Annotated in this window: 21 protein-coding genes; 16 read left to right on the plus strand and 5 right to left on the minus strand. The window is 70.2% G+C overall.

Going from position 1 to position 21,528, the window contains the following annotated elements:
* Positions 1 to 64: 64 nt before the first annotated feature.
* Both ABT004_RS24600 and ABT004_RS24605 read right to left on the minus strand, forming a co-directional pair.
* Positions 65 to 463 (minus strand): SCO4983 family protein, encoded by a 399-nt coding sequence (locus tag ABT004_RS24600; RefSeq protein ID WP_351340749.1) that lies wholly within the window; start codon positions 461 to 463, stop codon positions 65 to 67.
* Between the two features lie 106 nt (positions 464 to 569).
* The gene (locus ABT004_RS24605) at positions 570 to 1,781 is read right to left on the minus strand and encodes a pyridoxal phosphate-dependent aminotransferase (protein WP_351340752.1); all 1,212 of its coding nucleotides are present in this window, start codon (positions 1,779 to 1,781) and stop codon (positions 570 to 572) included.
* A 251-nt stretch (positions 1,782 to 2,032) separates the two neighbouring features.
* Here ABT004_RS24605 and ABT004_RS24610 point away from each other — a divergent pair, with 251 nt between their 5' ends.
* Entirely contained in the window at positions 2,033 to 2,650 is a 618-nt protein-coding gene (locus tag ABT004_RS24610) for an alpha-ketoglutarate-dependent dioxygenase AlkB (protein WP_351340755.1), read from the plus strand.
* 9 nt (positions 2,651 to 2,659) lie between these two features.
* On the opposite strand, the gene ABT004_RS24615 is transcribed toward ABT004_RS24610, so the two are convergent.
* The gene (locus ABT004_RS24615) at positions 2,660 to 4,258 is read right to left on the minus strand and encodes an N-acyl-D-amino-acid deacylase family protein (RefSeq protein WP_351340757.1); all 1,599 of its coding nucleotides are present in this window, start codon (positions 4,256 to 4,258) and stop codon (positions 2,660 to 2,662) included.
* A gap of 210 nt (positions 4,259 to 4,468) precedes the next feature.
* Entirely contained in the window at positions 4,469 to 5,785 is a 1,317-nt protein-coding gene (locus ABT004_RS24620; protein WP_451189671.1) for an alanine racemase, read from the minus strand.
* A 133-nt stretch (positions 5,786 to 5,918) separates the two neighbouring features.
* On the opposite strand from ABT004_RS24620, the gene ABT004_RS24625 reads away from it, so the two are divergent.
* The 6 genes from ABT004_RS24625 (at position 5,919) to ABT004_RS24650 (ending at position 11,761) form a co-directional block, all read left to right on the plus strand.
* Positions 5,919 to 6,992 (plus strand): sugar kinase, encoded by a 1,074-nt coding sequence (locus tag ABT004_RS24625; RefSeq protein WP_351340759.1) that lies wholly within the window; start codon positions 5,919 to 5,921, stop codon positions 6,990 to 6,992.
* Positions 6,989 to 7,738 carry an IclR family transcriptional regulator gene (locus tag ABT004_RS24630; RefSeq protein WP_351340761.1) on the plus strand — a complete coding sequence of 250 codons (750 nt, stop codon included), beginning with the start codon at positions 6,989 to 6,991 and terminating at the stop codon, positions 7,736 to 7,738. The genes ABT004_RS24625 and ABT004_RS24630 overlap by 4 nt, the downstream gene beginning before the upstream one ends.
* 42 nt (positions 7,739 to 7,780) lie before the next feature.
* Positions 7,781 to 8,191: a RidA family protein gene (locus ABT004_RS24635; RefSeq protein WP_351340763.1), complete on the plus strand. Its 411-nt coding sequence runs from the start codon at positions 7,781 to 7,783 to the stop codon at positions 8,189 to 8,191.
* A gap of 146 nt (positions 8,192 to 8,337) precedes the next feature.
* Positions 8,338 to 9,819 (plus strand): GntP family permease, encoded by a 1,482-nt coding sequence (locus tag ABT004_RS24640; RefSeq protein WP_351340766.1) that lies wholly within the window; start codon positions 8,338 to 8,340, stop codon positions 9,817 to 9,819.
* Between the two features lie 74 nt (positions 9,820 to 9,893).
* Positions 9,894 to 10,379 (plus strand): hypothetical protein, encoded by a 486-nt coding sequence (locus ABT004_RS24645; RefSeq protein WP_351340768.1) that lies wholly within the window; start codon positions 9,894 to 9,896, stop codon positions 10,377 to 10,379.
* Between the two features lie 50 nt (positions 10,380 to 10,429).
* Positions 10,430 to 11,761, plus strand: coding sequence for an Nramp family divalent metal transporter (locus ABT004_RS24650; protein WP_351340771.1), 1,332 nt, complete (start codon positions 10,430 to 10,432; stop codon positions 11,759 to 11,761).
* A 64-nt stretch (positions 11,762 to 11,825) separates the two neighbouring features.
* Here the strand turns inward: ABT004_RS24650 and ABT004_RS24655 are convergent, their stop codons facing one another.
* Positions 11,826 to 12,845 carry a chitinase gene (locus ABT004_RS24655; RefSeq protein WP_351340774.1) on the minus strand — a complete coding sequence of 340 codons (1,020 nt, stop codon included), beginning with the start codon at positions 12,843 to 12,845 and terminating at the stop codon, positions 11,826 to 11,828.
* A 300-nt stretch (positions 12,846 to 13,145) separates the two neighbouring features.
* On the opposite strand from ABT004_RS24655, the gene ABT004_RS24660 reads away from it, so the two are divergent.
* The 9 genes from ABT004_RS24660 to ABT004_RS24700 all read left to right on the plus strand — a co-directional run bounded on the left by ABT004_RS24660 (position 13,146) and on the right by ABT004_RS24700 (position 21,511).
* The gene (locus tag ABT004_RS24660; protein ID WP_351340776.1) at positions 13,146 to 14,087 is read left to right on the plus strand and encodes a hypothetical protein; all 942 of its coding nucleotides are present in this window, start codon (positions 13,146 to 13,148) and stop codon (positions 14,085 to 14,087) included.
* 50 nt (positions 14,088 to 14,137) lie between these two features.
* A complete protein-coding gene (gene cpaB / locus ABT004_RS24665; protein ID WP_351340778.1) occupies positions 14,138 to 14,857 on the plus strand; it encodes a Flp pilus assembly protein CpaB in 720 nt (239 codons plus the stop codon).
* 256 nt (positions 14,858 to 15,113) lie between these two features.
* Positions 15,114 to 16,700 carry a CpaE/TadZ family protein gene (locus ABT004_RS24670; protein ID WP_351340780.1) on the plus strand — a complete coding sequence of 529 codons (1,587 nt, stop codon included), beginning with the start codon at positions 15,114 to 15,116 and terminating at the stop codon, positions 16,698 to 16,700.
* Between the two features lie 215 nt (positions 16,701 to 16,915).
* Positions 16,916 to 17,248: a TadE/TadG family type IV pilus assembly protein gene (locus ABT004_RS24675; RefSeq protein ID WP_351340782.1), complete on the plus strand. Its 333-nt coding sequence runs from the start codon at positions 16,916 to 16,918 to the stop codon at positions 17,246 to 17,248.
* 12 nt (positions 17,249 to 17,260) lie between these two features.
* A complete protein-coding gene (locus ABT004_RS24680) occupies positions 17,261 to 18,640 on the plus strand; it encodes a TadA family conjugal transfer-associated ATPase (protein ID WP_351340785.1) in 1,380 nt (459 codons plus the stop codon).
* Entirely contained in the window at positions 18,637 to 19,602 is a 966-nt protein-coding gene (locus ABT004_RS24685) for a type II secretion system F family protein (protein ID WP_351340787.1), read from the plus strand. Before ABT004_RS24680 ends, ABT004_RS24685 begins: the two co-directional genes overlap by 4 nt.
* 7 nt (positions 19,603 to 19,609) lie before the next feature.
* A complete protein-coding gene (locus ABT004_RS24690) occupies positions 19,610 to 20,512 on the plus strand; it encodes a DUF5936 domain-containing protein (protein WP_351340790.1) in 903 nt (300 codons plus the stop codon).
* Positions 20,513 to 20,717: 205 nt separating this feature from the next.
* Positions 20,718 to 20,906, plus strand: coding sequence for a hypothetical protein (locus ABT004_RS24695; protein ID WP_351340838.1), 189 nt, complete (start codon positions 20,718 to 20,720; stop codon positions 20,904 to 20,906).
* Between the two features lie 11 nt (positions 20,907 to 20,917).
* The gene (locus ABT004_RS24700) at positions 20,918 to 21,511 is read left to right on the plus strand and encodes a pilus assembly protein TadG-related protein (RefSeq protein WP_351340792.1); all 594 of its coding nucleotides are present in this window, start codon (positions 20,918 to 20,920) and stop codon (positions 21,509 to 21,511) included.
* Positions 21,512 to 21,528: the final 17 nt, after the last annotated feature.

The following is a 21,528-nucleotide window of genomic DNA, read 5'->3' on the forward strand; positions in this document are numbered from 1 at the left end:
GGGGGGGGCCCCGGCCCCCCCCCCCGGCCCGGGGGGGGGCCCCCACTTCATGCAACGACAGGGTCTAGGCGGCGACGAGGGCGTGCGCCTCCATGCGCTGCGCCGCCAGGATCGCGGCGGCGGTGTCGGCCCGGGAGGCCGCGACCACCAGGGCGCGGCCCGCGAGGGCGTGCGCCCGCTGGTGGAGCGCGTCGAGGGCGGGTTCGTGAATGGCGGCGGCCACTGCGGCGCGGAGCGGCATCAGGCCGCCACGCAGCCGGGCCACCTGCGAGGCGAGCGACTCCGCAGCCTCGTCCAGATCGGCGCTCGGCGTGAGGTGGCGCAGCTCGTCCGTCACTGCGAGGAGGGCGGCCAGGTGGCCGGCGAGCTGGATGTCCAGCTCCTCCTCGCGGGAGCGGTGCGGGAACTCGCCGCTGTCGGCCGCCGTCGAGTGGACCGACTTGGTGCGGATCGGCTCGTACATGGGAGGCCTCCAGGGCGTGCGTGTCAGCTTGGCCTCCATCGTACCTTGGATCGTGTCTAAATTAGAACTGGTCCAAAGTAGGAGTGTCGCGAAAGAGGGCTGACGGTCACGGCTGGCTGTAGCCGTCCAGGAAATTCCCGATCCGGGTCACCGCCTCCGTCAGCTGCCGGGTGTCGGGCAGCGTGACGACGCGGAAGTGGTCGGGCTCCGGCCAGTTGAAGCCGGTGCCGTGCACCACCATGATCTTCTCGGCCCGCAGCAGGTCGAGGACCATCTGCCGGTCGTCCTTGACCTTGAAGACCTTGGGGTCGAGGCGCGGGAAGAGGTACAGCGCCCCCTTCGGCTTCACGCAGCTCACGCCCGGGATCTGCGTGAGCAGCTCGTACGCGACGTCACGCTGCTCCTTCAGCCGCCCGCCCGGCAGCACCAGATCGTTCACCGTCTGGCGTCCGCTGAGCGCCGCGACGACGCCGTGCTGGCCCGGCATGTTCGCGCACAGACGCATGTTCGCCAGGATCGTCAGGCCCTCGATGTACGACTCCGCGTGCGCGCGCGGCCCCGAGATCGCCATCCAGCCGACGCGGTAGCCGGCCACGCGGTACGCCTTCGACATGCCGTTGAAGGTGAGCGTCATCAGGTCCGGCGCGATGGCGGCGGTCGGGGTGTGCGTGGCGTCGTCGTAGAGGATCTTGTCGTAGATCTCGTCGGAGCAGACGAGGAGGTTGTGGCGGCGGGCGATGTCGGTGATGCCGCGCAGCATCTCGTCGCTGTATACGGCGCCGGTGGGGTTGTTGGGGTTGATGATGACGATCGCCTTGGTGCGGTCGGTCACCTTGCGCTCGATGTCGGCGAGGTCCGGCATCCAGTCGGCCTGCTCGTCGCAGCGGTAGTGCACGGCGGTGCCGCCGGAGAGCGAGACGGCGGCGGTCCACAGGGGGTAGTCGGGCGCGGGGACGAGCACTTCGTCCCCGTCGTCGAGGAGTCCCTGCATCGCCATCACGATCAGCTCGGAGACGCCGTTGCCGATGAAGACGTGCTCGACGTCCGTCTCCACGCCGAGGGTCTGGTAGTGCATCATCACGGCGCGGCGGGCAGCGAGGAGACCCTTGGCGTCGCCGTAGCCGTGCGCGTCCCCGAGGTTGCGGAGCATGTCCTCGAGGATCTCCGGCGGGCACTCGAAGCCGAACGCCGCCGGGTTGCCGGTGTTGAGCTTGAGGATGCGGTGCCCTGCCGCCTCCAGCCGCATCGCTTCTTCGAGAACCGGGCCACGGATCTCGTAGCAGACGTTGGAGAGCTTGGTCGACTGGATGAGCTGCATCCCCAAACTTTACGGCCGTGTTTCGGGATGCCGCGCACCCTTTGTCGGCCGGTGGGGCGGTGCGGGCCGCGCGGGTTTCGGATGCGGTGGCACGCGGTGCCGGATACCTCCGGAACGGCGGGTTCCGGGGTGGTCGCGGCTTGGATGCGGCGGGTCGGAGGGGCGGGTGAGATGGACCACGCGCGTCCTCCGGACGGCGGCACCGCGCGTCTAATCGCGCGTATGTTCGAAACATTCGCTACGGTGGAGGCATGCTTCAGGGATCGCTGTTCGACCAGGCCGAGGACATCGCACTCGGCGGGCTCGGTGCCGTGCGGCGGACCGTGCTAGGAGCCGGCGCCTGGATCGACGTGCTGCCGGGGTGGCTGCGCGGGGCCGACGAGCTGTACGAACGCCTCGCGGGCGACGTGCCGTGGAAAGCCGAGCGGCGGCAGATGTACGAGCGGATGGTCGACGTGCCGCGGCTGCTCAAGTTCTACGACGCGGGGGAGGCGCTGCCGCACCCCGTGCTCGACGGGGCGCGGGACGCGCTGTCGGCACACTACGCGCGGGAGTTGGGCGAACCGTTCAGCACGGCGGGCCTCTGCTACTACCGGGACGGCCGGGACAGCGTCGCCTGGCACGGCGACCGGATCGGGCGCGGCGCCCGCGAGGACACGATGGTCGCCATCCTGTCCGTGGGCACGCCGCGGGACCTGACGCTGCGGCCCGTCGGCGGCGGCCCTGTCGTGCGCCGCCCGCTCGGGCACGGCGACCTCATCGTCATGGGCGGGTCCTGCCAGCGGACCTGGGAGCACGCGATCCCCAAGTCCGCCCGCGCGGCCGGAGGCCGGATCAGCGTCCAGTTCCGGCCGCGCGGGGTGCGGTGACCGGGGCGATCAGGCGGTCCTGCGCACCGACCGGCCCGCGAGCACGTTCGTACGCTTGCCGTCCTCGATCACGAACTGCCCGTCGACGAGGACGTGCGGGATGCCCACTGGCAGCGTCCGCGGCGCCTCGAACGTGGAGCCCGCCGCGACCGTCTGAGGGTCGAACAGGACCAGGTCGGCGCGGTACCCCTCGCGGACCAGGCCGCGGTCCGGCAGGCGCAGGCGGGCGGCCGGGCGCGAGGTGAGGTGCGCGACCGTCTCCTCCAGGGACATGACGCCGAGGTCGCGGGCGTAGTGGCCCAGGTAGTGCGGGAACGTGCCGTACGCGCGCGGGTGCGGCTTGTCGCCCTGGAGGATGCCGTCGCTGCCACCCGTGTGCACGGAGTGCTGCATGATCGCCCGGACGTTGTCCTCGTGGCCGACGTGCTGGAGGATCGTCGAGCCCAGCTTGTCGTCGATGAGGAGCCGGCGGGCGGTGACCCAGGGGGACTCGCCGCGCTCGGTGGCCGACTGGGCGACCGTCTTGCCGACGTAGGAGGCCAGGCCGGGGCCTGAGACGCCCGAGATCTCGATCCTGTCCCACTCGATCGGCACGCCGTGACAGCCGTCCGAGCCGATCTCCTCGACGTGGTGCCGCATCCGCTCGGCGGTCTCGTCGTCCTGGAGGCGGGCGAGGGTGGCGTCGGGGCCGCCCTCGTTGGCCCAACTCGGCAGCATCGCCACGAGAGTTGTGGCGCCCGGCGTGTACGGGTACGTGTCCAGGCTGATGTCGGCGCCGTCCGCGATGGCCCCGTCGAGGAGAGCCAGCAGGTCGACGCCCTTGCCCTTGTTCACGCCGAAGTTCATCGTGGCGTGCGCGAGGTGCAGGGAGCAGCCCGCGGTGCGGGTCAGCTCCACCATCTCCCGGTACGCGTCGAGGGCGCCGGCGCCGTAACTGCGGTGGTGGGGGCAGTAGTAGCCGTCGTAGGCCGCCACGACCCGGCAGAGTTCGGTGAGTTCGGCGTCCTTCGCGTACATGCCCGGGGTGTAGGTGAGGCCTGACGACATGCCGACGGCGCCCTGCTCCATGCCCTCGGCGACGAGCTGCTTCATGCGCTCCAGCTCGGCCGGGGTCGCGTCGCGGTCGTCCCAGCCGACGGCGTACATGCGGACGGTGCCCTGCGGGATGAGGTACGCGGCGTTCACCGCGGTGCCCTGGCGGTCGATGCGGTCGAGGTACTCGCCGACGGTGCGCCAGTCGAAGTCGATGTCCGAACCGTCGCCGTTCCAGCCGGTGATGGCCTGGCGGACCTGGGCGAGGGTGCGGTCGTCGACGGGGGCGTAGGACAGGCCGTCCTGGCCGAGGACTTCGAGGGTGACGCCCTGGGCGGCCTTCGCGCTGTGGTCCGGGTCGCGGAGCACGGCGAGGTCGCTGTGCGCGTGCATGTCGATGAAGCCGGGGGAGAGGGCGAGGCCGTTGGCCTCGATGGTGCGGGGGGCTGTGGGGCGGGGGCCGTCTCCCTCCTTGTGGATCTCGGCGATGCGGCCGGCCTTGACGGATACGTCGGCTCGGTACGAAGCGTTGCCGCTGCCGTCGATGACGCGGGCGTCGCGGATGACCAGGTCCATGGGGGTGCCTCTCTGGGCGGGTGTGCGTGGGTGCGTGGGCGCCTGCGGCGGGCGGATCTCCCCTCCCCGCCCCTTCCCGAAACCGGGGCTCCGCCCCGGACCCCGCGCCTCAAACGCCGGCGGGGCTGGACGGCCTCAATCGCCGGCCGGGCTTGCTAGATCAAGCCCCTGCGGCGATTGAGCAGCGGGGTCCGGGGCGGAGCCCCGGGGTCAGAAGTACGTGCGGATGTAGTCCACGACCGTGCCGTCCGACTCCACCAGGGGGATCAGCTGCCACTTGTCGAAGGACGTGCACGGGTGCGAGAGGCCCATGCCGAGCCAGTCGCCCACCTCGACCCCCGCCCCCGGCTCCGTGCGAACCCACCCGTGCTGGTCGGAGAGGCCCGTGACCGCGACGCCCGTCGCCTCCCGGACCTCGCCCGTCCGCGCGTCCCGGACGACCTGCGCCTCGGGCAGGTCGATGTCGTACGCGGCGTCCCGCTTACCCGCGTTGGTGAAGGCCTGCTGGTCGTTGGGGCGCGAGACGAACTGCGCCCACAGCCGGAACGCCGGTTCCAGCGCGCCCTCTTCCGGGACCCGGTTGAACGGGGTCAGGTGCCGGTAGTGGCCGTCGTCGTGCGATACGTAGGCGCCGGAGCGGAGCAACTTCATGACGGGGAGCGTGAGTTCGGGGATCTCCGCGAAGACGTCCGCCACCGCGTCGAACCACGCGGAGCCACCCGCGCTCACCACGATCTCGTCGAGGCCGAGGCCCGCGAACCGGCCCGCCTTGTCGAACTCCGCCGCGAGCGCCACCAGTCGGCGCAGCCACGCCCGCACCCGCTCGCCGTCGGCGTCCGGCACCTCGCCCTCGTAGCCCGCGACACCCACCAGACGCAGCGCGGAGGAGGCGGCCACCGCGTCCGCGATCGCCGCGCAGTCCGCCTCCGTACGGGCCCCGGTGCGCGCGCCGTCGCCCGCGCCCAGCTCCACGACCACGTCGACCGGGCGGCTCGCGCCGGCCTCGGCCAGCGCCGCCTGCATCAACTCCACGCCCCGCACGGAGTCGACGTAGCAGGTGAAGCGGAAGGAGGGGGCCGCGTCCAGTTCCCCCGAGAGCCACTTCAGTGCCGCCGCGTCGACCAGTTCGTTCGCCAGGAAGATCCGGTCGATGCCGAACTCCCTTGCCACGCGCACCTGGTGCGGCACCGCGAGGGTGATGCCCCACGCGCCGTGCTCGAGCTGCCGGTGGAAGAGCTGCGGTGCCATCGACGTCTTGCCGTGCGGGGCGAAGGCGAGGCCGTGGCGCGCCGAGTACGTCTCCATGAGCGCGAGGTTGTGCTCCAGGCGCTCGGCGGAGAGGGCGAGGACGGGCGTGGTGAAGCCGTCCGTGAAGAGGTTCAGGCGGCGGGCGGCCAGCTCGCCGACCGTCGCGCCGTCCGCCTCGGGGGGCAGCCCCTTGAAGCGGAAGTCCACCCGCTCCCGCGCCAGGTCCTCAAGGCGGGCGGTACGGCGCTCGACGGCAGTGTCGGCGTTCTGGGCGGTCACGGCGCCTCCTCCAGGCAGTCCGTTGCATCATTTGCAACGGTCATTGCGTATGTCGCTTCATGCTGTCTAACATCCGAGCCAACGTCGGGTCAACGAAGCCCGAAGTCCCCTGCCGCGAGGAGTGCGACCCATCGTGACCGCCACCGGACCCGCAGTACCGAACAGCGCACCCGACGCCGTCACCCCCGACGTCGTCGCGCTGGGCGAGTCCATGGTCACGTTCCGGCCCGCCGTGCCGGGGCGGCTCGCCGACGTGCCCTCGTTCGATCGCGGGATCGGCGGCGCCGAGTCCAACGTGGCGTGCGTGCTCGCCGCCGCGGGGCACCGCTCCGCCTGGGTCAGCCGGGTCGGCGCCGACGGGTTCGGCGACCACCTCGTGGAGGCCATCGGCGCGTACGGCGTGGACACCGCGGCCGTACGCCGCGATCCGCACCGGCCCACCGGCATCTACTTCCGCACGGCGGGCGACCGGGCCACCGCCGACCACGAGGTCGCCTACTACCGCGCCGGTTCCGCCGCCTCCGCGATGTCCACCGCCAACCTGGACCTCGACGCGCTGCGCTCCGGCCGGATCCTGCACCTGTCCGGGATCACCGCTGCGCTCTCCGACAGCTGCCTGGACCTGCTGCGCGAGCTGACGGCTCCGCGAGCGGGCCGCCCCCTCGTCTCCTTCGACGTCAACCACCGCCCCGGCCTGTGGTCGGGCCGGTCGGAAGGCCCGGACGTACTCCTGGAACTCGCGCGCCGCGCCGACATCGTGTTCGTCGGCGACGACGAGGCCGAGGACGCCTGGGGCATCACCGGCGGACCCGACGCGATCCGCGAGGCGCTGCCCGAGCCCGCGCTGCTCGTCGTCAAGCGCGGCGCCGACGGCGCGGTCGCGTACGACGCCGACGGCCGCCACGAGGAGCCCTCGCCGCGCGTCGACGTCGTCGCCGCCGTCGGCGCGGGCGACGCCTTCGCCGCCGGGTTCCTCTCCGCCACGCTGCGCGGGCTGCCCGTCGCCGAGCGCCTTCGGCACGGCCACCTCTGGGCCGCCGTCGCCCTCACCGAGCCCGGCGACCTCGCCGCGCCCCCGAGCCGCGCCCGGGCCGACCGCCTCGTCGGCCTCGACGCGGCCTCGTGGGGGACACTGCACGTCGGCCCGGGTTGGGCGGCAGCCGATGCCACCGACGAGCCGGCCGCAGAGGAGGTACGTACGCCATGAGCCAGACCGTCGACCGCGCGCTCAGCATCCTGCCGCTGCTCGCCGAGGGACCCGCCGACCTGGGCCAGGTCGCCGACCGCCTCGACGTGCACAAGTCCACGGCGCTGCGCCTGCTGCGCACCCTCCACGAGCACGGCCTGGTCTACCGCCAGACCGACCAGCGCTACCGCCTCGGCGCCCGCCTCTTCGCGCTCGCCCAGGAAGCCGTCGAGAACCTCGACGTCCGCGAGATCGCCCACGCCCACCTCGTCGAACTCAACGAGAAGGTCGGGCACACCATCCACCTCGCCGTGTACGCGGAGAACGAGGTCCTCTACATCGACAAGGTCGAGAGCCGCTACCCGGTGCGGATGTACTCGCGCGTCGGCAAGCCGGTCGCCATCACCGTGGCCGCCGTCGCCAAGCTGCTGCTCGCCGACCTCTCCGAGGCCGAGCGCCGCGCCCTCGCGGAGAAGCTCGACTACCCCATGTACACGTCCCGTTCCACTCCCAACGCCGCAGCGTTCCTGCGGGAGTTGGAGAAGGTCCGTGAACAGGGCTGGGCCACCGACCTCGGTGGCCACGAGGAGTCCATCAACTGCGTCGGGGCCCCGATCCGCGGCGCGGACGGACGTGTCGTCGCCGCGATGTCGGTCTCCGCGCCGAACGTCGTCGTCACCGCCGAGGAACTCCTCACGCTGCTTCCGCAGGTGCGCCGCACGGCGGAAGCCATCAGCCGGGACTACTCCGGTACCCCGACCAAGTAGCCCCCTCCCAAGTAACCCCCCCTCACAAGGAAGTCAGTTCACATGACCGAGAAGACCGCGCTCACGCCCTCCACGCACACCACCCCGCCGGCGAAGTTCTCGCACGGCGTCAAGAAGGGCAACATCCTTCAGGTCGCGGGCCAGGTCGGCTTCCTGCCGGCCGAGGAGGGCAAGGCCCCGACCCCCGCGGGCCCGACGCTGAAGGAGCAGACGCTCCAGACCTTCGCCAACGTCAAGGCGATCCTCGAAGAGGGCGGCGCGAGCTGGGACGACGTCATGATGATGCGCGTCTACCTGACGGACGTCGACCACTTCGCCGAGATGAACGCCATCTACAACGAGTACTTCGAGGGCGAGGGCCTCAAGGCCCCGGCCTCCGCCCGCACGACCGTCTACGTCGGTCTGCCCAAGGGTCTGCTCATCGAGATCGACGCGCTCGCCGTCCTGAGCTGAACCCCCTGAGCCCGCCCCCGGGCTCCTGCTGATTCGTACGTCGTCACGGTGCGGCGCCGCCCCTCCGGGGGGCCGCCGCACCGCGATCCCTCCTGCCTGGAAGCGCTGGAAACCCCCACTTCCCCCATGTACTTACGAGGTCAACGATGTCCCCGTACGCCACCCTCGCGTCCGCCGCCGCGGACCAGCCGGAGCACACCGGTGGTCTGCTCCTCCTGATACCCGGCACGGCCGGCCTGCTGACCGTTGCCGTCCTCGGCATCGTGCTGCTGCTCTTCCTGATCATCAAGGCCCGCCTTCAGCCCTTCGTCGCCCTCCTGACGGTCTCCATCGCCGTCGGCCTCGCGGCCGGTCTCTCCGTCACCGAACTCTTCGGCACCGTCCAGAAGTCCGAGGTCACCTCCGTCATCGAAGACGGCATGGGCGGCACCCTCGGGCACATCGCGATCATCATCGGCCTGGGCACCATGCTCGGCGCGATCCTCGAAGTCTCCGGCGGCGCCGAGGTGTTGGCGTCCCGCCTGATCCACCTCTTCGGCGAGAAGCGCGCCCCCATCGCGATGGGCCTCACCGGCCTCATCTTCGGCATCCCCGTCTTCTTCGACGTCGGCATCTTCGTGCTCGCGCCGATCGTCTACGCGGCCGCCAAGCGCGGCGGCAAGTCGATCCTGCTGTACTGCCTGCCGCTGCTCGCGGGCCTTTCGATGACCCACGCGTTCCTGCCCCCGCACCCGGGGCCCGTCGCCGCGGCCGGTCTGCTCCACGTCGACCTCGGCTGGGTCATCCTCATGGGCATCGTCTGCGGCATCCCGGCCGTGCTCGCCGCGTGGGCCTGGGCCGCCTGGATCGGCAAGAAGATCTTCGTGCCGGTGCCGCAGGACATGGTCGAGGCCGCCGACGAGGCGAAGGCCGCGCTCGCCGCGGAGCAGCGCAAGGACGGCATCACGCCCCGCGAGGACCCGGTTCCGCTCGGCATCGTCTTCACGATCATCGCCATCCCGCTGGTGCTGATCCTCGCCGCGACCTTCTCCTCGATCGCGATGGACCCCTCCACGGCCCGCTCGGTCATCGAGTTCTTCGGCAACCCGTTCGTGGCGCTCACCCTCGCGCTGTTCGCCGCGTACTACCTGCTCGGCCTGCGCCGCGGCTGGTCCCGCAAGTCCCTGGAGACGGTGTCCACCGCGTCCCTGAAGCCGGTCGCCAACATCCTGCTCGTCGTCGGCGCGGGCGGTGTCTTCGGCGCCGTCCTGCAAGCGAGCGGTATCGCGCAGGCGCTGTCCGACACGTTCAGCAGCATCGGCCTGCCGATCATGGTCCTCGCGTACCTGATCTCGCTGGTGCTGCGCGTCGCGCAGGGTTCGGCGACGGTCGCCATCGTCACCACGGCCGGCATCGTGGGGCCGCTGCTCCAGGCGGGCGACTACTCGCAGCCGTACACGGCCCTCGTCATCATGGCGATCTCTGCGGGCTCCATCTTCGCCTCGCACGTCAACGACGGCGGCTTCTGGATGGTCTCCAAGTACTTCGGCATCACGGAGCGGGACACCCTGCGCACGTGGACCGTCCTGGAGTCGGTCCTGTCGATCGCGGGCTTCGTGGTCGCCCTCGTGATCAGCCTCTTCGTCTAGCGCGCTCCGGCGCACCTGTGCCGCACCCACCCCTGGGGGAGGTGCGGCACAGGCTTGTCCGCCATACTTCCGCCGTGGAGCAGCGTATGGAGAACGAGAAGGTCACGCCCGTCACCGGTGCCGGCTTCGACCCGGCGCACATCCCCGGCCTGACGGCTCCCGCACGGCAGCCGGACGCGGAGGTCACGGATGCCGAAGAGACTCCGGAGGAGGTGACGACGACGCAGCCCGAAGAGGCGGAAGCGGAAACCGAGGACCCGGCGGGTCCCGAAGACGCCGAAGACGCCGACGGCCCCGTCATGGAGGCGAAGGACCGCCGCGGTTCCATCACCGTCGACGCGACCGGCGTCCGCTACACGCTCGACGACCAGGAGGCCGACTTCACCTGGGACGAGATCAGCGCGGTCGAGTTCGGCACGGCGCGCAAGCGCCTCACGGTGACCGTCCACCTGCCCAACAGTCGCTGGTTCCCGAACGACGTCGAGGCCCCCGACAAGGCCCGCCTCGCCGAGTGGACGGACCAGTTGGACAAGGCGCTGGACGCATACTTCGAGGAGTAGTCCGGCCCGCCCTCTTGCCAGCGGCCCAGCTTTACGCACCCTTGATGTTCATGGCGGACACCACGGGTACCCCAGAAGCAGGATCCGGCACCATCCCCGACTCGCACCCCCGCAAGTCCAGCTGGAAATACATCGGCCCCGGCATCGTCGTCGCCGCGACGGGCGTCGGGGCGGGCGATCTCGTCGCCACTCTCATCGCGGGCAGCAACTTCGGCTACACCCTGCTCTGGGCCGCCGTCCTCGGCTGCCTCGTCAAGATCAGCCTCGCGGAGGCGGCGGGCCGCTGGCACCTGGCCACCGGGCGCACCCTCTTCGACGGCTGGGCGAGCCTCGGCAAGTGGACCACGTACTTCTTCGTGATCTACGCGGTGATCTGGGGCTTCGTGTACGGCGCGGCGGCGATGTCGTCGAGCGGGCTGCCGCTGCAGGCGCTGTTCCCCGACGTGTTCCCGGCCGACTGGTCGATCAAGCCGTGGGCGATCCTCTCCGGCGTCGTCGGCCTGGTCTTCGTCTGGCTGAACAAGTACAGCGTCTTCGAGAAGGTCATGACGGTGCTCGTCGGCGTCATGTTCGTCGTCACCGTCTACCTGGCGATCCGCGTCACCCCGAACCTCGGCGCCGCCTTCGCAGGACTGCTCCCGGTCCTGCCCGACGAGAAGGACTCGATCCTCAACACACTCGGCCTGATCGGTGGCGTCGGCGGCACCATCACCCTTGCCGCGTACGGCTATTGGGTCAACGCGAAGGGCTGGACGAACACGTCGTGGATGAAGGTGATGCGCCTCGACAACCGGGTCGCGTACATCACCACCGGCATCTTCGTCGTGGCGATGCTGTTCGTCGGCGCGGAGCTGCTGCACGCGTCCCACACGGCGATCGCCGAGGGCGACAAGGGCCTCGTGGACCTCTCCACGATCCTTGCGGCCCAGTACGGCACGGCGACGGCGAAGATGTTCCTCATCGGCTTCTTCGCGACGTCCTTCACCTCCCTCATCGGCGTCTGGCACGGCGTGAGCCTGATGTTCGCCGACTTCGTCGAGCGCTACCGGCTCTCGCGCGTCGTCACCGGCGAGGAAGTGGCGCGCGGCGACCGCGAGAAGGGCTGGCCGTTCCGGGCGTTCCTGCTGTGGATGACGTTCCCGCCGATCGTCCTGCTCTTCCAGGGCCAGCCGTTCCGCCTGGTCATCATCTACGGGGTGCTTGGCGCGGCCTTCATGCCGTTCCTGGCGCTCACCCTGGTCTGGCTGCTCAACTCCTCGCGTACGCCTGCCAGTTGGCGCAACGGCTGGCTGAGCAACAGCATGCTCACGGTCTCGGGCCTGCTGTTCGTCGTCCTGTGCGTGAAGCAGATCTGGGACCAGCCCTGGTCGGACTTCTTCTGACCCGGCCGGTACGGGAAGGTGGGCAGCGCCACCGGGGGAGCGGCGGCGCTGCCCGTTTTCCACGTCACATGGCGTCGACGTGCGACCCCACGGCCGAGGACCACGCGTTGCCGGACGACGCGTCCCAGTTGGTGGACCAGGTCATCGCGCCGCGCAGGCCCGGGTAGGTCTTCGACGGCTTGAACGAACCGCAGTTCGTGCCCTTGGTGAGGCAGTCGAGGGCGTCGTTCACGACCGACGGCGCGACGTATCCGCTGCCCGCCGCGCTCGACGTGGCGGGCGTGCCGATGCCGACCTGCGAGGGGTCGAGCCCGCCTTCCAACTGGATACAGGCGAGGGCGGTCAGGAAGTCCACGGACCCCTGGCTGTAGACCTTGCCGTCGCACCCGAGCATCGAACCGCTGTTGTAGTACTGCATGTTGACGACGGTGAGGATGTCCTTCACCGCGAGCGCCGTCTTGAAGTACTCGGCCGAGGTCGACTGCATGTCGATGGTCTGCGGCGCCATGGTGAGCACGAACCCGCTGCCGGCCTTCGCCGCCAGCGACTTCAACGCCTGCGACATGTAGGTGGAGTTCAGCCCGTTCTCCAGGTCGATGTCGACCCCGTCGAACCCGTACTCCTGCATGAGCGCGTCCACGGAGTCGGCGAAGTTGGCCGCGGAGGCCGCGTCGCTGACCTGAATGGTGCCCTTCTCGCCGCCGATCGAGATGACCACGGACTTCCCGGCCGCCTGCTTGGCCTTGATGTCGGCCTTGAAGGCGTCCTCTGTGTAGCCGCCGAGGCCCGCCGAGTCGAGCGTGAAGTCGACGGCTCCGGGCTCCGCGGTGGCGTCGGCGAAGGCGACGGCAACGATGTCGTACGCGTCCGGGACGTCGGCGAGTTTCTGCACGGTCGCGCCGTTGTTGAAGTTCTGCCAGTAGCCGGTGACGGCATGCGCGGGAACGGCGGCCGTAGAACTGTCCGCCGTGCTCACGGCATTCGCCGTACTCGTCGTGGCGAGACCGCCCACGGCGAGCGCCGCCGCCGTGAACGCGCCAAGAAGCACGCCGATCCTGGACCGTCTGCGATAGGAATGCGCCATTTCTTCCTCCAAGTGGGGGGAGGTCTCCCGGCACCGAAGTGAGGGAGAAGTGGGGGGAGTTGGGGAAGCAGCTGCTGGCCGTACAAACTGGTCCAGACCATTGGACTTGTCAAGAGTTGGCACCGACGCTTCTTCGCCAACCCGCCACCGATCACCGCCCATCGCCCTGTGAACAGTGCGAAGTGGGGTGTTGCGGGGCGGCCGCGTGGATATGGTGCTCAAGCAGTACCGCAGCACCACCGCAGCACCACCGTGAGGTGCTGCCGCAGGGACGCAGAGCGACGACCGGGGGGTTCACGCGTGCCGACCGCCATAGCCGTGACCGACCCCGACCTGGTCCTCGCCTCACCGGACCGGCACACACCGACCGCCACCGTGCTGCCCGTGGGTGAACCGCAGGAGAAGTACCCGCTCGACCGCGCCCTGACCGACGTCCACACACTGATCGAACAGCACGGGTACGTGATCGTGCTCTGCCCGGAATCGGCTCCGGACGCGACCGTGCACCGGCTGCATTCGATCCGTTCCATGCTGGAAACCGACCGGATCGCGATCCTGCGCCCCGCGCTCCCACCCCTCGGCCTCGCCGTACTCGCGCTGCAATTGCGCCAGTTGTCGATCTGCGACTTCAGTCCCGGCGTACTGGCGTCCTCGGCCCGGCTGCTCGCCCACTACGTCTACTCGGGCGCGGTCGTCGGCTCCGTGGCCAAACTGGACCGGGTCCCGGTCTCCCTCAAGGCACACGCGAAGTCCTGGTCCCCGAACGCCCAGTTCGCGGTGGTGGCCTCACCGCAACCCCAACTCCTGCGCCTGACCGGCTCCGAGACCCCCACGGGCCCCGCCTTCGGAACCCGCATGGTCTACGCCGTCGGCCGGAGCACCCCGGACTGGCTCACCGGCGTCCTCGCCCCGGCCTGGCGGGTGCAGGGGGTGACGCGGACGCGGCTGCCGGCCGAGTCGGCGCGGTGGTGGGCGACGGGCAGGCCGGACAACCCCGGCCGGATCGTGGAGTTCGCGGCGGCCATCCCGAACATCTCCGTGCTCTACCAACTGGTCTCGTCCGTCCGCCGCGAGCAGTGCCACTGGTGCGGCCTCGAACTCATCGGCGACCGCTGCGGGTTCTGCTCCGCGCCGCTGGCCGGTGAGGCGCCACCCGAGGGCGTGGGCACTCAGGCACGCTCGGCACTCGCACCGGCGGCCGGCTCGACCCGCACGGCCCTTCCTGGCGCGTCCCACCACTGACCCGTACGGCCCCCTACTCCCTACCTCCTACCAACGAGGTTGCTCGGTCCATGAATTCACGTCAGCGCCGCGGCGTCATACTCCTGGTCGTCTCGGCCCTGTGCGCCATCGGAGCGTTCGCCGGTGTGCTCGCGGTGATCCGTGACGTGAACTCCAAGGTGGGCGACGAGGTGCCCGCGTACCGGCTGAAGCAGGACGTGTCCCCGTACAAGCAGCTCACGGCGGACCAGTTCGAGAAGGTGGAGATGCCGAAGCGGTGGCTGTCGGACACGGCCGTCACCGACCTCGGCGACCTCCGCGGCAAGATCGCCGTCACGCAGCTGAAGAGGGGCTCCCTCCTCCAGACCGACATGATCGTCGACCGTCCGAAGCTGGAGGCGGGCCAGCAGGAGATCGCCATCATGATCGACGCGGAGACCGGCGTCGCCGGGAAGATCAACCCCGGCTCGAAGGTCAACATCTACGCGACGTTCAAGGCCGAGAACGACAAGGAGAAGGACCAGTCCAAGGTCATCGTGGAGAACGCCGGCGTCATCGACGTCGGCAAGCTCACCCCGATCGACCAGCAGGGCGCCGCGGACAGCGAGAACTCCACCCGTCGCCAGGGCGAGGCGGTCCCCATCACCTTCGCCCTCGGCCCCGCGGACGCGCAGCGCGTCGCCTACGCGGAGTCCTTCGCGACCCACGTCCGCCTGGCGCTTGTCGCCCCGGGCGCCGACGCCACGATCGCCCCGGACGACAAGTCGTACACGCTGGAGGGGGACAAGTGAGGCCCACTCGCGCCCCACGCCTCGGGGCTCCGCCCCGGACCCCGCGGGCTCTCGTCCAAAAGCGGGGCTTGATAAATCAAGCCCCGCCGGCACATCAAGCCCCTGCGGCGATTGAGCAGCGGGGTCCGGGGCGGAGCCCCGCGACCGCAACGCCGGTTCGGCATTATCAAGCCCCACCCTCGGACGAGAGCCCGCGGGGTCCGGGGCGGAGCCCCGTGACCGCAACCACGGTGCCGTGGAATGGAGCGTCCCGCCGATGACCATCCGCATACTCCCGGCCACCGCCGACCCCGAAACCACCCGCGCCCTGGGCACCCTCCTCTCCCAACTCCCGGACGCCGAACCCGCCCCACCCACCCCCGACGCCACCGCCCTCCTCGACACCTTGGCCGCGCTCGCCGCCGAATCCCTGGACGAGCTCCCGGAAGTCGTCCTCGTCCACGACCGCATCGGCCCCGTCCCCGCCCTCGACCTCATCCGCGACCTCGTCCTCCGCTTCCCGGCGGTGGGCGTCGTCCTGCTCACCGGAGACACCAGCCCCGCCCTCCTCACCGCCGCGATGGACAGCGGCGCGCGCGGCATCGTCGCGTTCCCCCTCGGCTACGACGCCCTCGCGGAACGCGTACACGCTGCCGCCGCCTGGTCGGCCGGCATGCGCCGCCACCTCGCGGGCGGCACCGGAACGGAACTCGTCCCGGCGGGCGGCGGCGGCCGCGTCATCGCCGTGGCGGGCGCGAAGGGCGGTGTGGGCACGACCGTCACAGCCGTCCAACTAGCCCTCGCCGCCCGCGCGTCCGGCCGCACCGCCGCCCTCCTGGACCTGGACCTCCAGTCCGGCGACGTGGCCTCCTACCTCGACGTCCAGTTCCGCCGCTCCGTCGCCGACCTCGCCGCGATCCGCGACATCACGCCCCGCGTCCTCCAGGACGCCGCCTTCGCCCACGAGTCCGGCGTCGACCTCCTCCTGGCCCCCGCCGACGGCGAACGCGGCGAGGACGTCACGGACCGAGTCGCCCGCCAGGTGATCCACGCCCTGCGCGCCCGCTACGACGTGGTGATCATCGACTGCGGTACGCAGATGGGCGCCGCGAACACCACGGCCATCGAACTCGCCGACCAGGCGGCCCTTCTGGTCACCCCGGACGTCGTGGCGGTACGAGCGGCGAAACGCATGGTCCGCCTCTGGGACCGCCTCCAGATCCGCAAGGCGGAGGAAACCCTCACCGTCGTGAACCGGCACGCCCGCTCGTCGGAGATCCAGCCGACGCTGGTGGAACGCGTCACCGGCACGAAGACGGCCCGCACCTCCATCCCGGCCGCGTACAAGGAACTCCAAGCAGCGGTCGACGCGGGCCGCATGCAGGACCTCGACAACCGCTCCACGGTCAAGCAGGCGATGTGGGCACTGGCCGCGGAACTCGACCTCGTGGCCACACCCACGCCTGCCACGTCCGGCCGCCGGGCCCGCCGCCGCGGCTCCGACAAGGGCGCGGTGACCCTCGAGTTCGCGGCAATGTTCCCGCTGGTCCTCGTCGTCCTCGCCCTGATGTGGCAGTGCGTCCTGTACGGCTACACGTACTCCCTGGCCGGGAACGCGGCGGACGAGGCGGCGCGCGCGGCGACTTCCGCTGCCGCGGGGGCCGGGGACATGGCGGGCGCCTGCGGCGCGGCCGGCCGCAAGAACCTGCCATCGGCATGGCAGGACGCGGACATCACCTGCGCCGACGACGGCACGGTCACCCACGCCACGGTCAACGTGGACGTCCCCCTCTTCTTCCCCGGCGTGAACCCCGGCTGGTCGGTAAAGGGCGAGGCCGGCGCGGCAACGGAGGCCGCCCAGTGACGTGGTTGACGCCCCGGGGCTCCGCCCCGGACCCCGCTGCTCAATCGCCGCAGGGGCTTGATTTTGTCCAGTCGGGCTTGAATGTGCCGATTGGGCAAAATCAAACGGTTCGGCAATATAAAGCCCCGCCGGCGATTGAGGCGCGGGGTCCGGGGCGGAGCCCCGAGGCGTCAACCCCGGGGCGGCGGAAACCGGCGGGTGACCGCGGAGTGTCCATGTTGGAGTTCGCCGGCTTCCTCCCCTTCCTCCTGGTCATAGGAATGGCCGCAATCCAACTCGGCCTCGTCGGCTACGCCGCGAACCAGGCCGGCTCCGCCGCCCGCGCCGCGGCAAGAGCCGAATCCCTCGCCCCCGGCACCGCCCAAACCGCCGCAGCCGCCTCCACCAGCTCCTGGCTGAACCCCAAGGCGGAAGGCGCCCCCGGCGAGGACACGGTGACGTACACGGTCACCGTCCACGTACCGCCGGTCATCCCCCTGTTCGGCGACGGATGGTACGTCCACCGCACGGCCACCATGCCGAACGACCGCACAAACGCAGGAAGTTGAGGTGACGCGGAGATGAGCCTACGTTCCCGCGTGATCGCCACCCACGACCCGGCCGGAGGCCCCGGCACCACCACCCCCGCCGACCGCGACGAGGGCCTGATCGCCGTCTACCGCACCAAGCTCCTCGAGGAGATCGACCTCGCGGAGATGTCGTCCCTCCAGGCCGCCGAACGCCGCGTCCGCCTGGAGCGCGTACTCGGCCACATCATCAGCCGCGAGGGCCCCGTCCTCTCCTCGACGGAACGCACCCAGCTGATCCGCCGCGTCGTCGACGAGGCTCTCGGTCTCGGCATCCTCGAACCGCTCCTCGCGGACGCCTCGATCACCGAGATCATGGTGAACGGCCCGGACTCGATCTTCGTAGAGCGAGCGGGCCGCGTAGAGCAACTCCCCATGCGCTTCGCATCATCCGAGCAGCTCATGCAGACGATCGAACGCATCGTGTCGACCGTCAACCGCCGCGTCGACGAGTCGAACCCCATGGTCGACGCCCGCCTCCCCACCGGCGAACGCGTCAACGTGATCATCCCGCCGCTCTCGCTCACCGGCGCCACACTCACCATCCGCCGCTTCCCGCGCGCGTACAGCCTGGGCGAACTCCTCGAACTCGGCTCGCTCGACGAGCACATGCTGATGTTCCTCGCCGCCTGCGTCCGCGCCCGCTTCAACATCATCGTGAGCGGCGGCACGGGCTCCGGCAAAACCACCCTCCTGAACGCCCTCTCGGCGCTCATCCCTGCCCACGAACGCATCATCACCATCGAGGACTCGGCGGAACTCCAACTCCAGCAGGACCACGTGATCCGTCTCGAATCCCGGCCCTCCAACGTCGAGGGCAAGGGCCAAATCACCATTCGCGACCTCGTCCGCAACAGCCTGCGCATGCGCCCCGACCGCATCATCGTCGGCGAGGTCCGCGGCGGCGAGACCCTCGACATGCTCCAGGCGATGTCGACCGGCCACGACGGCTCGCTGGCCACGGTCCACGCGAACACGGCGGAGGACGCCCTCACCCGCCTCCAGACCCTCGGCTCGATGTCGGAGGTCGACATCCCGTTCGAGGCGCTGCGCGACCAGATCAACTCGGCGGTGGACGTCCTCGTCCAGCTCACCCGCGCCGCCGACGGCTCCCGCCGCGTCACGGAGATCGCGCTCCTCATCTCCCACGGCCGCGAACAGTTCAGGATCGCGACCGCGACCCGCTTCGTCGCGCAGCCCTACGTCTCCGGGGCCACGGACGAGGAGATCCGCCGCGTCCGCGGCTACTACGAGCACCTCCCGCTGCCCCGCCTCCTCGCCGACCGGCTGTACGTGGCGGGGGAGGCGGTGCCACCGGCGTTCGGTGTCGTCGAGTCGGTGGACGAACGCAACACGAGGGAGGCGACGGGATGACCACCCCCACCACCCCTGTCCTGCTGGCCCTGGCCGCCACGGTCCTCGCCTGCGTCGTCGCGATCGCGGGCGTCCACGTCCTGGCCTCGGGCCGGGCCCGCCGCCAGGACCTGGCCGACCGCCTGGACGCATACTCGGCGGGCGGCGACCCGGCCGCCGGCGCGGGCGGCGGCCGGGCCCGCCGCTTCACCGCCATCGACCGCCGCCTGCGCCGCACCCGCCTCGGCCGCTCGGTGCACCTGCGCCTGTCGGCGACGGGCCTGGCCGTGACAGCGGGCGAGTTCACGGTCTACGTGGCCGTGGTCGCGGTGGCCCTGTGGCTGCTGGCGGCGTCGACCCTGGCCCCGTTCTTCGGCCCGATCGCGGCCCTGGTCGCCATCTACAGCGCACTCATCTTCCTCAACTGGCAACGCCAGAAACGCATCGAGGCGTTCATCAACCAACTCCCGGACGTAGCCCGCCTCCTGGCGAACGCGACGGCCGCGGGCCTCGCCCTGCGCACATCGCTGGCGATGGCGGCAGAGGAGTTGGAGGCCCCCGCAGGCGAGGAACTCTCCCGCGTCGCCGACCAGTTGGCACTCGGCCGCTCGGTGGACGACGCCCTGGACGAACTGGCGACCCGCCTGCCCTCCCGCGAACTGATCGTCCTCGTAACAACTCTCGTCCTGTCCAACAAGGCAGGCGGCACGGTCGTCTCCTCCCTCCGCAACCTCACAAAGACTCTGGAGGACCGGAAGGAAACCCGCCGCGAGATCCGCACGATGCTCTCCGAGGTCAACGCGACGGCCTTCACCGTCCCGCTCCTCGGCCTCGGCTCCCTCCTCCTGATCAACTCCTCGAACGACGGAGCACTCGCGCGCGTGACGGAATCGGGAGTGGGCCGCACGTTGATCCTGATCTCACTGGCCCTCTACGGCATCGGCTTCTTCGTGATCCGCCGCCTCGGCCGAATCGAGGTGTGAGGAGACGATGTCGACAACGATGGTGGGCATACTCCTCGCGGCCCTCGCGGGGGCCGCGACCCTGGGCATCTGCCTGGGCATCCGCATGTACCGCGCGGACGCCAAGGTCCCCAGCGACCTGGCCCTCGCCCTGGAGGTGGGCGCAGGCCGGGTCTCCACCGCAGGCTCCGCGGTCGACCGCATGGGCATGCGGTTCGCGCCGCTGGTGCTGCGCCTGATGGGCCCGCGCCGCGTCGACGCGAAGCGCCGGAAGATCGACCAGGCGGGAAACCCCGGCGGCCTGACGATCGACCGCTACGCGGCCCGCCGGGCGGTCTACGGAGCGTTCGGCCTGGTCATGGGCCTGATCTTCCTCTCCGCCGACAGCCCCCTCTTCGGCCTCCTGACCCTCGCCTTCGGCGCGCTGGCGGCGGACGCGCTCATCTGGCAGGCGGTCCGGGACCGCAAAGAGGTCATCGACCGCACTCTCCCGGACTTCCTCGACGTCCTCGCGGTGGTCGTCTCGGCGGGCCTCGGCTTCCGCCAGGCGCTGGACCGCGTTTCGGAGAAGTACGAGGGCCCATGGGCCGACGAACTCCGCATCACGCTCCGCCAGATGGACATGGGCGTCCCCCGCCGCCAGGCCTTCGACGAACTCCGCCGCCGCAACGCCTCGGAGCAGGTCGCCCAGTTCGTCTCGGCCCTCCAACAGGGCGAGGAACTGGGCTCCCCGATCGCCGACACCCTCATCCAACTCGCCACGGACATGCGGCGCACGGACGCGCAGAACTCGCGGCGCAGGGCGGCGAAGACGATCCCGAAGGCGACGATGGTGACGTTGGTGTTCATGTTGCCGGCGACGATGATCCTGATCGGAACCGGGATGTTCCTCGGTTCCGGAACCAACTTCGGCTCGATATTGGGCCGTTGAGTCTTCTACGTAAGGGGGCCGGCGATGACGTGCGACACAACGCGCCGACAACTTCCGGTCAAGCGTGACCCCTTACTTGGCGAATACGAGTGCAGAGGGTTGCGCTCCACGTACGTTGCGTGTGTTGATTTGGTTGCCTTGGCGAAAGTGCCGGAAGTGGTGAAAGGGGGCTCCCGTGATCAGGGACAAATTGCTCGGGGTGTGGGTGACGTGGACCAACGCGCTGGGGGAGCGGGTTCGGGGGTCCCGACGGGATTCCGGGGCCGGGTTTGTGGAGTACGCGGGGCTGATGATTCTGATCGCGGGGATTTTCGTGGCGATCGACAGCCTGGGGCTCGATGGATTGATCTCCGGCGCGATAATGGACGCCATCAGCAACGTCACCGGTGGTTGACCTGGGCCCGGTTGGACGATCGTGGATCCACGCTTCCGATCTACATTTGGCTGACCGGGATTCTGCTGTTCGCCGCCTTCGCCTTCTTCGCCTTCGCGCAAGCGGCTTCGGCGCGGAACGGAGCTCAATCCGCCGCCGATGCCGCCGCGTTGGCAGCAGCGCAGTCCTCCCGTGAGGAGCTGATGCTGGGACTGGGGGACGCACTCAAAGGCGGCGACAACTGGTTGGACTGGCTGGACGGCATGGACCCCAAGGACGACGGTGCGCCGGGTGCCGCGGCTAGTCGTCTGGCAGCTGCCAACGACGCCAAAGTCGTGAACGGTCCGGCCTTCACGAAGGTCAACAACTACCCGGGTTACGAGGTCGGCGTGGAGACCCTCCACACGGTGGGCGACACGATCATCCCCGGCACGGAGACGAAGACGGCGAAGGCGCACGCCACAGCGGTGATCCAGCCACGCTGCGACGTGCCGCTGGACGCCGACCCGAAGAAGCCCCTGCAACTCACCTGCGACGGTAAGACGCTGGACTTCGACCCCGACGACTTCGACCTGGACGATCTGCCGGACGCGTCCGACTTGTTCGCCGTCCACCTTGCCGACTGACGAGAGAGGGAAGCCGC

Source organism: Streptomyces sp. NPDC002790 (assembly GCF_040295505.1).
Lineage (GTDB): Bacteria > Actinomycetota > Actinomycetes > Streptomycetales > Streptomycetaceae > Streptomyces.

Coding starts and splice junctions, on each gene's coding strand:
- ABT004_RS24600 (WP_351340749.1), bottom strand. CDS start 463: ATGTACGAGCCGATCCGCACCAAGTCGGTCCACTCGACGGCGGCCGAC.
- ABT004_RS24605 (WP_351340752.1), bottom strand. CDS start 1,781: ATGCAGCTCATCCAGTCGACCAAGCTCTCCAACGTCTGCTACGAGATC.
- ABT004_RS24610 (WP_351340755.1), top strand. CDS start 2,033: ATGCTTCAGGGATCGCTGTTCGACCAGGCCGAGGACATCGCACTCGGC.
- ABT004_RS24615 (WP_351340757.1), bottom strand. CDS start 4,258: ATGGACCTGGTCATCCGCGACGCCCGCGTCATCGACGGCAGCGGCAAC.
- ABT004_RS24630 (WP_351340761.1), top strand. CDS start 6,989: ATGAGCCAGACCGTCGACCGCGCGCTCAGCATCCTGCCGCTGCTCGCC.
- ABT004_RS24635 (WP_351340763.1), top strand. CDS start 7,781: ATGACCGAGAAGACCGCGCTCACGCCCTCCACGCACACCACCCCGCCG.
- ABT004_RS24640 (WP_351340766.1), top strand. CDS start 8,338: ATGTCCCCGTACGCCACCCTCGCGTCCGCCGCCGCGGACCAGCCGGAG.
- ABT004_RS24650 (WP_351340771.1), top strand. CDS start 10,430: ATGGCGGACACCACGGGTACCCCAGAAGCAGGATCCGGCACCATCCCC.
- ABT004_RS24655 (WP_351340774.1), bottom strand. CDS start 12,845: ATGGCGCATTCCTATCGCAGACGGTCCAGGATCGGCGTGCTTCTTGGC.
- cpaB (WP_351340778.1), top strand. CDS start 14,138: ATGAATTCACGTCAGCGCCGCGGCGTCATACTCCTGGTCGTCTCGGCC.
- ABT004_RS24670 (WP_351340780.1), top strand. CDS start 15,114: ATGACCATCCGCATACTCCCGGCCACCGCCGACCCCGAAACCACCCGC.
- ABT004_RS24675 (WP_351340782.1), top strand. CDS start 16,916: ATGTTGGAGTTCGCCGGCTTCCTCCCCTTCCTCCTGGTCATAGGAATG.
- ABT004_RS24680 (WP_351340785.1), top strand. CDS start 17,261: ATGAGCCTACGTTCCCGCGTGATCGCCACCCACGACCCGGCCGGAGGC.
- ABT004_RS24685 (WP_351340787.1), top strand. CDS start 18,637: ATGACCACCCCCACCACCCCTGTCCTGCTGGCCCTGGCCGCCACGGTC.
- ABT004_RS24690 (WP_351340790.1), top strand. CDS start 19,610: ATGTCGACAACGATGGTGGGCATACTCCTCGCGGCCCTCGCGGGGGCC.